Origin of the sequence: Comamonas sp. A23 (genome assembly GCF_004522605.1) — a bacterium.
Taxonomy (GTDB): domain Bacteria; phylum Pseudomonadota; class Gammaproteobacteria; order Burkholderiales; family Burkholderiaceae_C; genus Comamonas; species Comamonas thiooxydans.
The window spans coordinates 212,503-225,177 of record NZ_RSDT01000003.1; the positions used below are offsets into that span (position 1 = coordinate 212,503).

The 12,675-nt window shown below is 62.0% G+C and carries 10 protein-coding genes; 4 read left to right on the forward strand and 6 right to left on the reverse strand.

From position 1 onward, the window contains the following. Positions 1-40: 40 nt before the first annotated feature. The 5 genes from EIC84_RS09270 to EIC84_RS09290 form a co-directional block, all read right to left on the reverse strand. A complete protein-coding gene (locus EIC84_RS09270; RefSeq protein ID WP_003068595.1) occupies positions 41-586 on the reverse strand; it encodes a RidA family protein in 546 nt (181 codons plus the stop codon). An 18-nt stretch (positions 587-604) separates the two neighbouring features. Further along, positions 605-1,102 (reverse strand): cytochrome c, encoded by a 498-nt coding sequence (locus EIC84_RS09275; protein ID WP_003068596.1) that lies wholly within the window; start codon positions 1,100-1,102, stop codon positions 605-607. A gap of 30 nt (positions 1,103-1,132) precedes the next feature. After that, positions 1,133-2,728: a flavin monoamine oxidase family protein gene (locus EIC84_RS09280; RefSeq protein WP_003068599.1), complete on the reverse strand. Its 1,596-nt coding sequence runs from the start codon at positions 2,726-2,728 to the stop codon at positions 1,133-1,135. 304 nt (positions 2,729-3,032) lie between these two features. Continuing rightward, on the reverse strand, positions 3,033-4,592 hold the full coding sequence (locus EIC84_RS09285) for a sensor domain-containing diguanylate cyclase (protein ID WP_003068601.1): 1,560 nt from the start codon (positions 4,590-4,592) through the stop codon (positions 3,033-3,035). Positions 4,593-4,787: 195 nt separating this feature from the next. Next, a complete protein-coding gene (locus tag EIC84_RS09290) occupies positions 4,788-6,851 on the reverse strand; it encodes a molybdopterin-dependent oxidoreductase (RefSeq protein ID WP_003068603.1) in 2,064 nt (687 codons plus the stop codon). Positions 6,852-7,011: 160 nt separating this feature from the next. On the opposite strand from EIC84_RS09290, the gene EIC84_RS09295 reads away from it, so the two are divergent. Beyond that, positions 7,012-8,172 (forward strand): ABC transporter substrate-binding protein, encoded by a 1,161-nt coding sequence (locus EIC84_RS09295; protein ID WP_034362862.1) that lies wholly within the window; start codon positions 7,012-7,014, stop codon positions 8,170-8,172. An 84-nt stretch (positions 8,173-8,256) separates the two neighbouring features. Beyond that, the gene (locus EIC84_RS09300) at positions 8,257-9,468 is read left to right on the forward strand and encodes a M20 aminoacylase family protein (RefSeq protein ID WP_003068607.1); all 1,212 of its coding nucleotides are present in this window, start codon (positions 8,257-8,259) and stop codon (positions 9,466-9,468) included. Here EIC84_RS09300 and EIC84_RS09305 read toward each other — a convergent pair. Further along, the gene (locus EIC84_RS09305; RefSeq protein ID WP_003068608.1) at positions 9,455-10,489 is read right to left on the reverse strand and encodes an AraC family transcriptional regulator; all 1,035 of its coding nucleotides are present in this window, start codon (positions 10,487-10,489) and stop codon (positions 9,455-9,457) included. The genes EIC84_RS09300 and EIC84_RS09305 overlap by 14 nt on opposite strands. A 157-nt stretch (positions 10,490-10,646) precedes the next feature. Between EIC84_RS09305 and EIC84_RS09310 the strand changes: the two genes are divergently transcribed. Then, positions 10,647-11,495, forward strand: a complete 849-nt coding sequence (locus EIC84_RS09310; RefSeq protein ID WP_003068610.1) for a TauD/TfdA family dioxygenase — start codon at positions 10,647-10,649, stop codon at positions 11,493-11,495. A 114-nt stretch (positions 11,496-11,609) separates the two neighbouring features. Next, positions 11,610-12,668, forward strand: coding sequence for a 3-keto-5-aminohexanoate cleavage protein (locus EIC84_RS09315; RefSeq protein ID WP_003068612.1), 1,059 nt, complete (start codon positions 11,610-11,612; stop codon positions 12,666-12,668). The last annotated feature ends 7 nt before the right edge of the window (positions 12,669-12,675 follow it).

A 12,675-nucleotide genomic window follows, 5' to 3' on the forward strand; every position in this document is an offset into this window, starting at 1 on the left:
GCTGACGGGGCCGGCGATGAATGCAAGGCCGGCGCGTTACTTACTTGACGGGCTTGGCGGCGCGCACGGCCACGACCTCGATTTCCACATACCAGGCCGGGTTGGCCAAGGCTGCAATCTGGAAGGCCGAGCGTGCGGGCAGGTTGGGCTGGGCGGCCGTGCCAAAGAACTGGGTGTAGCCACGCATGAAGCCGGCAAAGTCCATCTTGTTGCCCTTGGCGGGGTCGGCCACCAGAAAGACCTGCATTTTCACCACATCGCTCATGGTGAGATTCATGCTTTTGAGCTGCTCTTCCAGGCCTTTGAGGATGGCCACGGTCTGACCCTCGGTATCGCCGCCGTAGGCCGCAGGATCAGCAGCGGGCTTGGATTTGTCCACCACGGGCGGCACCTTGCCGGAGAGATAGACAGTGCGGGCATCGGTGGGAATTTCCACGGCCGCAGCGATGGGGAAGGTCGAGCCCGGTGTCTTGTAGCGCAGCACATCGCCGCTTCCGGAGGTGGTGGCAGCGCAGCCGGTGAGCAGGACTGCAGCGCCCAGCAAGGCGGCGGTGGTGGCGGTCTTGAAGATGGATGGAACGTTCATGTGATCTCCTGAATGGGTTTATGGGGTGACGCGAAAGGGTTTGACGTCGGCGGCAGACAGCTTGTCCGGGTACTGATTGCCGAAGTTGCTGCGCACATAGTTCACGACGTCGGCAATCTGCTCATCGGACAGCTTGCTGGCAAAGGACGGCATGCCGTGCAGGCCGTTCATGACGACCGAGGCCGGGTAGGCAGCGGCTGCCAGCTTGGGGTTGGAGGCCAGCGCTGGGTAGAAGCCGGCGCCCTTGGCGCCTTCGCCCTTGACCATGTGGCATCCCTGGCAGATGGCCTGGTACAGGGTCTCTCCGCCGCTCTGGCTGAAGCGCGGGCGGACCGCAGAGAAGTTCTGCATCAGCGCCTGGGTATCGGCGGGCGAGATGGAAAGAACGGCGGCAGACTGCAGTGTTTGCAGGTTTTTCACATCCTGGGCTTTCATGCTCTGTGATTGGGCCAGGACGGCGCCGGAGAGACCCAGGGCCAGGGCGAAAGCGGAGCAAAGACGGTGCAATGTGTGCATGGTGAAGTTCCTTGTTGCAGACATGGGCGATCAGAGGCTGGAGGCCTTGGCGTGCAGGCGCTGGATGGCGTCCAGCGAAGACAGCACGGCACCTTCCTGCCAGGCGGGGATGTACGAGACATGCTCGCCCGCCAGCACCAGGCGGCCATCGATCTGGGCCAGATCCTTGTAGTGCTGCTCACGCAGCGCATCTGTCCAGTTGCCGAAGCAGCCATTGATCCAAGGCATGCGATGCCAGGCTACTGACACACCGTTGAGGAACTCCTGCTTGTACTGAGGATGGATCTGCGCGCCGTACTCCAGCGCCAGACGAATGCGCTCGGCCGGCTTGAGCGAGGAGAAGCGGTAGCTGTTGGAGTTCTCGAAGGCATAGGCGCCCAGCAGCACGGCGGGGCCGTTGCCCATATAGCCGGTGGAGGGGTAGGAGATCTGCTGGATCGGTAGATCGGTGTAGCTGATGCCGCCATAGATGCGTTCGTCCTCTTCCCAGAAGCGGCGCTTGAACTCCAGACCGACCTTCATGGAGCTGCCGTAGGGTACGGCAGCAATCGCGTTCTGCATGGCGCTTCCGGCCTGCACTTCGATCTGGCTCAGGATGGACAGCGGAATCGTGCACACGCACCAGTCGGCGCGGGCCTGCAGCGTGGCGCCGGGCTTGAGGGCGTCCACATAGTCCACGGTCACGCCCTTGTCGTTCTGGGCGATCCTGGTGACCTTGGCGTTGTAGCGTATGGCCGAGCCCAGATCGCGCGCCATGGCCTGGGCCAGCATGTCCATGCCGCCTTCGGGCTGGAAGATGGCGCTGTGGAATTCGTAGATATTGCCCACGCCCATCTGGCGCCACAAATTGGATTCGAGCAGCTCGTGCAGGCCCATGGGCGTCGAAGGTTTGGCCTGCGTCATCAGGCCGCCGCCTGGGTCGATGTCGTAGCCGCGGAAATCGCTGACCGCATTGCTGGCGCGGTAGCGGTATTCCTTGTCCAGCACGCCCCAGGCCTTGAGGCTCTCCAGCAGGCGCTCCTTGTCTTCCCGGCTGACGCTCTGGTCCAGTGCGCCCTGATTGGTGGCCTTTGACAGCAGTTCGGCCACATGGCCGTAGACATCGGTCTGCACATGGCGAAAGCGCTGAGGCTTGCCGGCCAGGGCCTTGCTGTTGTGCAGATATGCGTTGTAGTTGACCTGGTTGAAGGCTTCGAGCTTGATGCCGAAGCGCCTGTAGTAGTCCAGCATCGCATGGTGGTGGTAGGGCACGCGCCAGGGGCCGGGGTTGAAGTAGTTGCCCTTGGCAAAGCCCACTTTCTGGCGCGTGCCGTCGAGTTCGCTGAACTCATCGCCGCCGCGCAGCGTCCAGCATCGGCCTCCGGCGCGGCTCTGGTATTCAAGCAACTGCACCTTGTAGCCGGCCGCACGCAACTCGTGGGCTGCCACCATGCCTGCCAGGCCAGCGCCCAGCACCAGAACCGATGCGCCGGGTTTTGCGTTGCCGAGCTTGACCGGACCGCTGTAATGCGATTCGGCGGCATAGCCCAGTGAACTCATGGCTTGATACATGGCACTGCCGCCCGCGACCTTTCCGATCATCGAGAGCAGTTGTCTGCGACTGACATGCTTGCTTGGCTCTGGCATCTGAAATTCCTTTGCTGTTGTGTATTCCGCTGTCCATCCGGGGCTGCGGGGCAAGGGTTTTCAGCAAGAGCTGTGCCAGGTCAGAGGGCTCAAGGCATTAGTTCAATGAAATCAGTTACTTGTTATGAAATTCAGATCAATTTGCGCTCAATCCTCTTGACGCTTATGGTGCATGCTCACTAATTTGAAGCGTCAATGGCCAAATTGGTGCAACGGAGTCACACAATAAGCTGCAAAAAAAGCGTATCGGCTGTGACAGCGGATACGCCTTGAGTGTGGGAGCGGAACTACGGTGCTGCCGGGCTCAGAGCTCGCTGGGAGGCTCGCAGGCCTTACTGACCATGACACGATTGCGTCCACCTCGCTTGGCGGCATAGAGCATGGCATCGGCCTGCTGGAAGACGGCCTTGATATCGGGATCGCTGTCGGGCCAGTGGGCCACGCCCAGCGAGATGGTGATATGGCCCACTGGCGGTATCTCCATTTTCTCGACCAGCTGACGCAGGCGCTCGGCGGCATGGGCGGCGGCCTCCAGCCCCGTGCCGGGCAGCAGCAGCAGAAACTCCTCGCCACCCACGCGGCAGGGCAGGTCATCGACACGCGAGACCTCGCGCATGGTGCGTGCGAGCTGTCTGAGTACCTCGTCGCCTGTATCGTGGCCAAAACCGTCGTTGATATGCTTGAAGTGGTCGATGTCGATGGCAATCACCGAGAACGGCAGCGCTTGCGTCTGAAAGGCGCTGATGGCTGCCTCCAGATGGCGGCGATTGCCCAGCCCGGTCAACGGATCGGTGTTCACGTCCTCGCGCAGCTTGGTGATATTGCGTTGCAGCAGGCCCAGGCCCTTGAGCATGGCTTTCTTGAGTTCGTAGGACTCGAAGTACCAGGACTTGACGGCCTGGATGTTCTGCGCCGTCTCGGGCTTGTCCATATCGTGAGCGCCATTGGCGAGCTGGCGCAGCGGGCTGGCAATGCGGCGCGCGCTCCACCAGATGACCACCAGCATCAGCAGGGCGATGGGCAGGGTCTTGTAGAGCACGGAGCGCATCAGCTTGTTGAGCGGGGCCAGCGTGGCCGCCTTGGGGCGCTGGGCCACAATGCCCCATCCCGAGGCATGGATGACGGCATAGCCGGCCAGCATTTCCACTCCCTTGCTGTTGACGACTGGCGCCGTACCCGACTCGCCTCGGATCACGGCGTTGATGACATCGTTGTTGATCACCTGATCGCCGATACGGTGGTTGTCGGGGTGATAGATGATGTGCTTGTTCTGGTCCACCACATAGACATAGGTGCCATCCTGGTAGAAGTGCGAGCCCAGCAGGGTGTCGAGGATGCTGTCTTCCTTGAGGTAGATGCTGCCGCCTACCGCTCCCAGGAATTCGCCCTGAGGGTCGAAAATGGGCTGAGAGACAAAGACGATGTAGTTGCCGGCCGTGGACATATAGGGCTGGCTGATGACGGGCCCGCGAGTGCTCAATGTCTGTGTCACTCCGGCGCTTTGCAGCGTCTTGCCCTTGATCTGCAGGGTTTCGGGCGATGTCGCCAGCACATAGCCCGTTGGGTCGATGATGGTGACGGAGTTGAAGCTCTTGGTTTGCAGGCGCAGACGTGTGGCCTCCTTGGCCAGATAGTCCACGTCATCCATGTGCGCGCCCATCAGATTGGCGCTGTATTCCAGCTGCTGCAGGGCGGACTGCAGAAAATCATCCGTGCTCTGCGCCAGCTTGGTCGCATAGGCATGGTGACCTTCAAGCGTGTTGTCTATCAGCTGCTGGCGCTGCACCAGATAGCCGGCATAGAAGGTGTTGAGAAACGGGATCAGCGCGCTGCAGATGGTCAGGACCAGGATCAGTCGACGCAAATCAAGCCGGTTAGGCGCAAGCCGGCGGTGCCAGGGGAGAGATTTCTTCACAGATGATGTCGCGAGAGCAGGGCGGCTCTGCGCTGTACCTGTGTGCTCTGACAGGCTCAGACCCCGGCCGCATATTCATTGAGTGTCTGCATTATGGTTGCTCGCGCCGTGGCCCTGCTCATGGTCAACCACAATGCAGCCGCGTCAGGCTGACAACTCCTTGAACTTTTCCACCTGTACCGCGCAGTCGTAGAAGCAGGGCGCTCGGCCAATATCGGTGAGCTGCTGATGCGTCAGCTCGTTCACATTCGTTCCGTTGGCTCCCTGCTTGCGCCACCAGATGCCCAGGCCCACCACCACGCCGGCGCGAGCGCGGCCGTTGACGGCGGCGTGGCAGACATGCTCGCCGCGCTGGTTGAAGACGCGTAACCGGTCACCGTCGGCAATGCCGCGCGCAGCTGCGTCATCGGGGTGCATCTCCAGCAGCGGGCGCTCTTCCATGCGGGACAGACTGGCCACATTGGCAAAGCTGCTGTTGAGGAAGTTGCGTGCCGGCGGCGAGATCATGGCCAGCGGGTAGGCGGCCGTGGGCGGCTCGTAATTGGGCAGGTAGTCGGGCAGGGTGTTGATGCCCAGCCGCGCCAGGGCTGGGTTGTCGAATTCGCATTTGCCCGAAGGCGTGGCAAAGCCACCTTCAGCAAATGGCGCATCGGGCAGCGGAATATGGGCAAAGCCCCGTTGCAGAAGGTCGTCGAAATCAATCGCAGTATGTGTAACTGCTGCACGGCATAGAGCTTCGTCGGACTCCGAGAAACATGCCGCAGCAAAAGCGGGGTCCAGCCGGGCCATATGCATGGCCAGATCGCGAAAGATCTGCGCGTTGCTGCGTGCCTGGCCCTGGGGCTCGATCGCGGGGCGATTCAGCAGCACATCGGTATGGCCGTAGCTGCCGTGGACGTCCCAATGCTCTAGCTGCGTGGTGGCGGGCAGCACATAATCGGCAAGGTCTGCGGTGTCGGTCAAGAAATGCTCAAGCACCACGGTGAACAGATCTTCGCGCGCAAAGCCCGCAGCCACCTTGGCCGACTCTGGCGCCACCGCCACGGGATTGCTGTTATAGACCACGACGGCTTCCACCTTGGGGCCGAAGCCGGCATCGCCCCCATGCAGCAGCACATCGCCAATCTGGCTCATGTTCAGCGTGCGTGGGCGACGCTCACCCAGCAGCTGGGGCATTTGCAGATCTGCGCGCTTGAACGGCGAGACCCCCGAGGCGGACAGCAGCAGCCCGCCAGCACGGTGGCGCCAGGCGCCGACAAGAGCCGGCAAACAGGCCACGGCGCGCACGGCATTGCCGCCGCCACGCGCCCGCTGCATACCGTAATTGAGGCGAATGGCCGCTGGTCTGGTCGTGCCGTAATCACGTGCCAGGGACTGAATCTGTTCCACGCTCAGGCCACAGACACTGGCCGCGCGTTCGGGTGGCCATTGCAATGCTCTGGCCCTGAGTGCGTCCCAGCCCTGGGTGTGTTGGGCGATGTAGTCATGGTCCAGCCAGTCGTGCACGATCAGCTCGTGCATCAGCGCCAGAGCCAGTGCCGCATCGGTGCCTGGCAGCAGTTGCAGGTGTTCCTGGCATTTGTCGGCGGTCTCGCTCTTGCGCGGGTCTATGCAGATCAGCTTGGCGCCCTGGCGCTTGGCTTCCTGCGCATAGCGCCAGAAATGCAGATTGCTGGCAATGCTGTTGCTGCCCCAGATCAGGATCAGCTTGCTTTCGGCAAAGAACTCCACACGCATGCCCAGCTTGCCGCCATAGGTGGCGGTCAGCGCCTCGCTGCCGGCACTGGCGCAGATGGTGCGATCCAGCAGGCTGGAGCCCAGCTGGTGGAAAAAGCGCCGGTCCATGCTCTCGCTCTGTACCAGTCCCATGGTGCCGGCATAGCTGTAGGGCAGTATGGCTTCGGGCGCGCGCCGGGCGATGCCGTGCAGGCGCTGGGCAATATCGCTCAGTGCTTCGTCCCAGCTCACGGGGGTGAAGTGGCCGCTGCCTTTGGGGCCGCTGCGTTTGAGAGGCTGCAGCACTCGCCCGGCGTGGTAGGTGCGTTCGGTGTACTTGCTGACCTTGGCGCAGAGCACGCCGCCCGTGTGAGCGTGTTCAGCATTGCCTTGCACCTTGGTGGCCGTGCCATCGACCACCGTGGTGAGCAGGGCGCAGGTGTCCGGGCAGTCATGCGGGCAGGCACCGCGTACTTGAACGATATGAGGCATGTCGTGGGCTCGAAAATCTGGATCGGTTTGCGTCTGAAGACCGTTTTGTGGGCCTATTATGCGGCGCGCATCCATGTCAAAAAACCTGAGATGCAAGACCCCAGGAGCGGGCTGATCCAGCCCGTAGCAATGAGTAGCCCGTACAGAGAGATCAAGAGCAATGCCGTACAAGCGAGTGGAGTGGAATCGTCGTCAATTCATGACTGCTGGCGCAGCTGTGGCAGCCGGGAGCTGGATAGGCGCAAGTCATTCCCAGGATTCGAGCGGGCCCATTGTGCTTGGGCAGTCCTGCGCGCTGAGCGGCCCCTCGGCACAGCTGGGTATGCAGTTTGTGCAGGGCGCCAAGCTGTATTTCGATCAACTCAATGCCCAGGGCGGTATCGGCCGCCGCCAGGTGGAGCTGCGCACGCTGGACGATGGCTATGAGCCAGAGCGCTGCGTGGCCAATACCCAGAAATTCATTGCCGATGATGTGATGGCCTTGTTTGGCTATCTGGGCACGCCCACCAGCATGGCCGCACTGCCTTTGCTGCAGAAAGCCAAGCTGCCGCTGATTGCTCCACTGACGGGGGGCGCCGGCCTGCGCGACCCCAAGCTGGCGCAGGCGGTCTTCAATCTGCGTGCTTCCTATGCCGATGAAACCGCGCTCATGGTTAGGCAACTGGTTTCTTTGAGCCTCAAGAAGATCGCGGTGTTTCATCAGAACGATGCCTATGGCCAGTCAGGTCTCGAGGGGGTGATGCAGGCGCTGCAAGGCCATGGCCTCAAACCCGTGGGTGCAGCCACGGTGGAGCGCAACTCCCAGGATGTGACCAAGGCCGTCAAGACTCTGGTGCCGCTGGGGGCCGATGTCATCGTGCAGGTCGGCACCTATGCGGCCAGCGCTGCCTTTGTGCGAGCGGCACGCCAGGCAGGCTATGGCGGTCAGTTCTACAACGTGTCGTTCGTGGGCACTTCGGCACTGGCAAAGGCCCTTGGCAAGGAGGCCGAGGGGGTGGTGGTCACCCAGGTCGTGCCCTCGCCCTTCAAGACATCGCACCCCCTGGCGCGTGAGTTTCAGGCAGCCCTGCAGAAAGGAGGTGCTTCGCTGCAGCCCGATTACTCCAGCATGGAAGGCTATCTGGCTGCCCGTGTCGTGGGCGAAGCGCTGAAATCTGCCGCTGCCGCTGGCCGGCTGCAGCGCGATGGCCTGGTGGCGGCACTGGAGGCCATGAATGGCCAGCAGGTTGCGGGCTTTCCCATCGCCTTCCGCCCACAGGCTGGCAAGCCGCGTTTTGTCGAGCTGTCCATGCTTACGGGCGACGGAAAGGTCCGGGTGTGAGGCTTTGAGGCGCGCAGGGCGCAAGCTCTCTCGCTTTGGGCCATCATGGCATCTTTGCCATTGATGACCCCAAGGAGAGAGCGCATGGCCCTGCTGCCCGAACTTCAAGCAAGCGCCCCTGACATTGCCGCGCTGCGTCGCGATATCCACGCCCACCCCGAGCTGTGTTTCGAGGAAATACGGACCTCGGATCTGGTCGCGGCGAAGCTGGAGCAATGGGGCATAGCGATCCATCGCGGTCTGGGCAAGACCGGTGTGGTGGGCGTCATCCATGGCCGCGACGGCGGCAGCAGCGGCCGAGCCATCGGCCTGCGCGCCGATATGGATGCCCTGCCCATGCAGGAGTTCAACACCTTTGACCATGCCAGCCGCCATGCGGGCAAGATGCATGCCTGCGGTCACGACGGTCACACGGCCATGTTGCTGGCGGCGGCGCAATATCTGGCCGCACATCGCGACAGCTTCGAGGGCACGGTCTACACCATCTTCCAGCCTGCCGAGGAAGGCGGTGGCGGTGCCCGCGAGATGGTCAACGACGGACTGTTCGAGCAGTTCCCCATGCAGGCTGTGTTTGGCATGCACAACTGGCCGGGCATGAAGGCCGGCACCATGGCCGTGGGTGCGGGGCCCGCCATGGCATCCAGCAACGAATTCAGGATCGTGGTACGCGGCAAGGGCGGCCACGCGGCCATGCCGCATATGGTGGTGGACCCGGTGCCCGTGGCGGCCCAGCTCATCATGGCTTTCCAGACCATCGTCAGCCGTAACGTCAAGCCCATTGAGGCGGGCGTGGTGTCGGTCACCATGGTCCATGCCGGCGAGGCTACCAACGTCGTGCCGGACAGCGTGGAGCTGCAGGGCACGGTGCGTACCTTTACGCTGGAGGTGCTGGACCTCATCGAGCAGCGCATGCAGCAGATCAGCGAGGCCGTCTGTGCGGCGCATGGCACGCAATGCTCGTTCGAGTTCGTGCGCAACTACCCGCCAACCATCAACACGGCCCCCGAGGCCGAATTTGCCCAGGCCGTGATGCGCGAGATTCTGGGCGATGCCGGTGTGGTGCCGCAAGAGCCATCCATGGGGGCCGAGGACTTTGCCTTCATGCTGCTGGAAAAGCCCGGTGCCTACTGCTTTATCGCCAACGGCGATGGTGATCATCGCGCCCTCGGGCATGGCGGTGGCCCCTGTACCTTGCACAACCCCAGCTACGACTTCAACGATGCGCTGATTCCGCTGGGTGCGACCTTCTGGGTCAAGCTGGCCCAGCGCTGGCTGGACCAGCCTACGCGCGGCTGAAGGCTTGGCCCCGCCGCTGCGGGCTGGGTGGAAGATTTCTTTCACGCCAGACCTCGGGCGGGCAGCCAAAGAGCGTGCTGAACCAGCGTGTGAAGGCACTGTGGCTGTTGTAGCCCAGCATGGAGGCGATCTGACCCACAGGGTAGTCAGGGTTGCGCACATAGCGCTGGGCAAGATCCGAGCGAACCTCCTGCAGCAGGTCGGTAAAGCTCAGGCCTTCACCATCAAGCTCGCGCTGCAGGGTCCGTACGCTGCGCCCCAGACCCTGGGCCACGCAGATGCAGGTGGCATTGCCCGAGGGCAGCATGAGATAGATGGCCTTGCGCACCTGCTGGCCGATGGAGGCCTGACGGCCTTGCTGCGTGGTGTCCACCATGGTCTTGGCATAGCGCACCAGAACCGGGTCGGCCAAGGGGTTGGGAGCATCCAGGTCCTCGGTGCGAAACACAATGCCGTTGAAGTCCGCATCAAACTCCACGCGGCAACGAAACATCTGCTTGTGCAGGCCGGTGTCGCCGGGCGCGGGGTGGCTGAAGCAGACCCGCAGCGGGCGCCATTGCTCATGCAGCAGCAGGTTGCAGGTACGAAACAGCACGCCGATTGCCAGTTCCATGGATTGCGGCAATGCATCCGGCAGGGTGAACTCTTCGCGCAGCACCACGACGCCATTGGCGTCGTCCATATGAATCACCAGAGACTCATTGAGCATGTGCACATGCTCGATCAGCGTGCTCAGCACCTTGCGCAAGGTGGGCTGGTGCAGCAACAAAAGGCTGACGACACCGAAGTTTGAAACCTGCCGTGATTGCGCCATGCGCAGCCCGAAGTTTTCGCAACCCGTGATGCTTGCAGCTTCTTCCAGCAGGCGTCCGGCCGTCAATGCATCGATCAGCTGATCCTGCTCGCGCACCACGGCTGGGCGCAGGCCGGCACGACGCAATGCCGCATCAGGGTCTCCTCCCAGTTCGCTGAAGAGTTCCGAGAAATTCGTCAGAGATGCCGCGCGCACAAAAGTGACCATGACTGCTCCACGCAAAAATTCGGAGAAATTCTGGCATGAGATGCATAGCGTGCGGCATGAAATGCACAACCTATGTGACACAGGTTTTCTACAGTGGACTTACCGGGCGGCAGAGACTAGCAACAAGCCTGGGTTCAAAAAAGTGTAGGAGACAGTGATGCAGATAAACCCTCTGACCTGTGCCATAGGCGCGGAGTTGGTCGATGTGCAACTGGCGGATGCGCTGCGCGATGATGGGCTTTTCGCAGAGATCAAGACGGCCTTGCTCAAGCACAAGGTGCTGTTCTTGCGCCGCCAGAGTATCAGTCGCGCCGAGCATGTCGGTTTTGCCCGGCGTTTTGGCGAGCTGGAGGACCATCCGGTGATCGGCAGCGACCCCGAGCATCCCGGCCTGGTGCAGATCTACAAGACGCCGGACAAGCCGCTGGACCGGTATGAAAACTCCTGGCATTGCGATGCCACCTGGCGCGAGGTGCCGCCCATGGGCTGCGTGCTGCGCTGCGTCGAATGTCCGCCGGTCGGCGGCGACACCATGTGGGCCAATATGGCGCTGGCTTACGAGATGCTGCCATCGCATATCAAGGACGTGATAGCCCCGCTGCGGGCACGCCACAGCATTGAGTGCACCTTTGGCGCCGCCATGCCTGCGCAGAAGCGTCTGGCCCTCAAGGCGCAGTTTCCGGATGCGGAGCACCCGGTGGTTCGTACACATCCGGAAACCGGTGAAAAAGTGCTGTTTGTCAGCGGCTTCACCACTCATTTCACGAACTTCCACACGCCCGCCAATGTGCGTGTGGGCCAGGACTTCACCCAGGGCTCATCCAGTCTGCTGCAGTTCTTGATCAGCCAGGCCGCGATCCCCGAGTACCAGGTCCGCTGGCGCTGGGAGCCCGGCAGCATCGCCATCTGGGACAACCGCGCGACACAGCATTACGCGGTGATGGACTACCCGCCCAGCCATCGAAAGATGGAGCGCGCCGGAATCATCGGCACACCGACTTTCTGAGCATCGAAAGACGTTCGTGGCAAGGCGCAGAACCTGGCCGGGCGGTGCGAAGCACAGTTGTACGCAAGGCTCTGAGTGCGGGCATGGCATTCATATAACAACGGAGACATCATCATGAATTTCCTCGACGGTCACCTGGTTGCCGAACATCAGCAGCCTCTCATCATCACTGCAGCTCCTTATGCACCTTCGTGGCTGCCGGAGGACTTCCCCGGCGAAATTCCCGTCACGATGGAGGAGCAGATTCAAAAAGCCGTGGACTGCTACAACGCCGGCGCCCAGGTGCTGCACTTGCATGTACGCGAGCTCGACGGCCGCGGCAGCAAGCGGCTTTCCAAGTTCAACGAGCTGATTGCCGGCGTGCGTGCCCGTGTCCCGGACATGATCATCCAGGTAGGTGGGTCGATCAGCTTTGCACCCGAAACCGATGGCGCGGCCGCCAAATGGCTGTCTGACGATACCCGCCACATGCTGGCCGAGCTGGACCCCAAGCCCGATCAGGTGACGGTGACCATCAATACCTCGCAGATGAACATTCTGGAGCAGTTCGATGTGCGGGATATCGAGGGCACTTCGATGGAGGACCCAGCGGTGTTCAATGCCTACAAGGAAATGACCGTGCCAGCGCAGCCGGGCTGGGCCGAAGAACATATACGCCGCCTCAGTGCGGCCGGCATTCAGAGTGCCTTCCAGTGCTACAACATCAACAGCTTCGAGTCGGTGGAGCGGCTGATGCGTCGCGGCATCTACAAAGGTCCGCTGGTGCTGAACTGGGTGGCCATCGGCGGCGGAATGGACCAGCCCAGCGTTTACAGCCTGGCCAATTTTGTGCGCGCCGTGCCCGACGGTGCGGTGCTCACGGTAGAAGCCTCGGTGCTGAACGTGCTGCCCATCAATCTCATGGGCATTGCCATGGGCCTGCATGTGCGCTGCGGCACCGAAGACAATCTGTGGAATCAGACTCGAACCCGAAAAATGGGCACGGTGGAGCAGATCGAGCAGTTGGTGCGCATTGCCAAGGAATGCAGCCGCCCCATCGCCACTCCTGCCCAGGCGCGCGAAATCTGCCAGATCGGCGTGTTCTACGACACGGTGGAGGAGAGCCTGGCAAGGAACGGCTTTGCTCCGAATCGCAACGGTGCTCAGCAGGGTTTTCTGCGCAAAGTCGCCTGAGGTCAAA

What these genes read in the sequence shown, in the direction of transcription:
- EIC84_RS09305 (WP_003068608.1), bottom strand. Translation starts at nt 10,489, where the DNA reads ATGGTCACTTTTGTGCGCGCGGCATCTCTGACGAATTTCTCGGAACTC.
- EIC84_RS09315 (WP_003068612.1), top strand. Translation starts at nt 11,610, where the DNA reads ATGAATTTCCTCGACGGTCACCTGGTTGCCGAACATCAGCAGCCTCTC.
- EIC84_RS09310 (WP_003068610.1), top strand. Translation starts at nt 10,647, where the DNA reads ATGCAGATAAACCCTCTGACCTGTGCCATAGGCGCGGAGTTGGTCGAT.
- EIC84_RS09290 (WP_003068603.1), bottom strand. Translation starts at nt 6,851, where the DNA reads ATGCCTCATATCGTTCAAGTACGCGGTGCCTGCCCGCATGACTGCCCG.
- EIC84_RS09300 (WP_003068607.1), top strand. Translation starts at nt 8,257, where the DNA reads ATGGCCCTGCTGCCCGAACTTCAAGCAAGCGCCCCTGACATTGCCGCG.
- EIC84_RS09275 (WP_003068596.1), bottom strand. Translation starts at nt 1,102, where the DNA reads ATGCACACATTGCACCGTCTTTGCTCCGCTTTCGCCCTGGCCCTGGGT.
- EIC84_RS09270 (WP_003068595.1), bottom strand. Translation starts at nt 586, where the DNA reads ATGAACGTTCCATCCATCTTCAAGACCGCCACCACCGCCGCCTTGCTG.
- EIC84_RS09295 (WP_034362862.1), top strand. Translation starts at nt 7,012, where the DNA reads ATGCCGTACAAGCGAGTGGAGTGGAATCGTCGTCAATTCATGACTGCT.
- EIC84_RS09280 (WP_003068599.1), bottom strand. Translation starts at nt 2,728, where the DNA reads ATGCCAGAGCCAAGCAAGCATGTCAGTCGCAGACAACTGCTCTCGATG.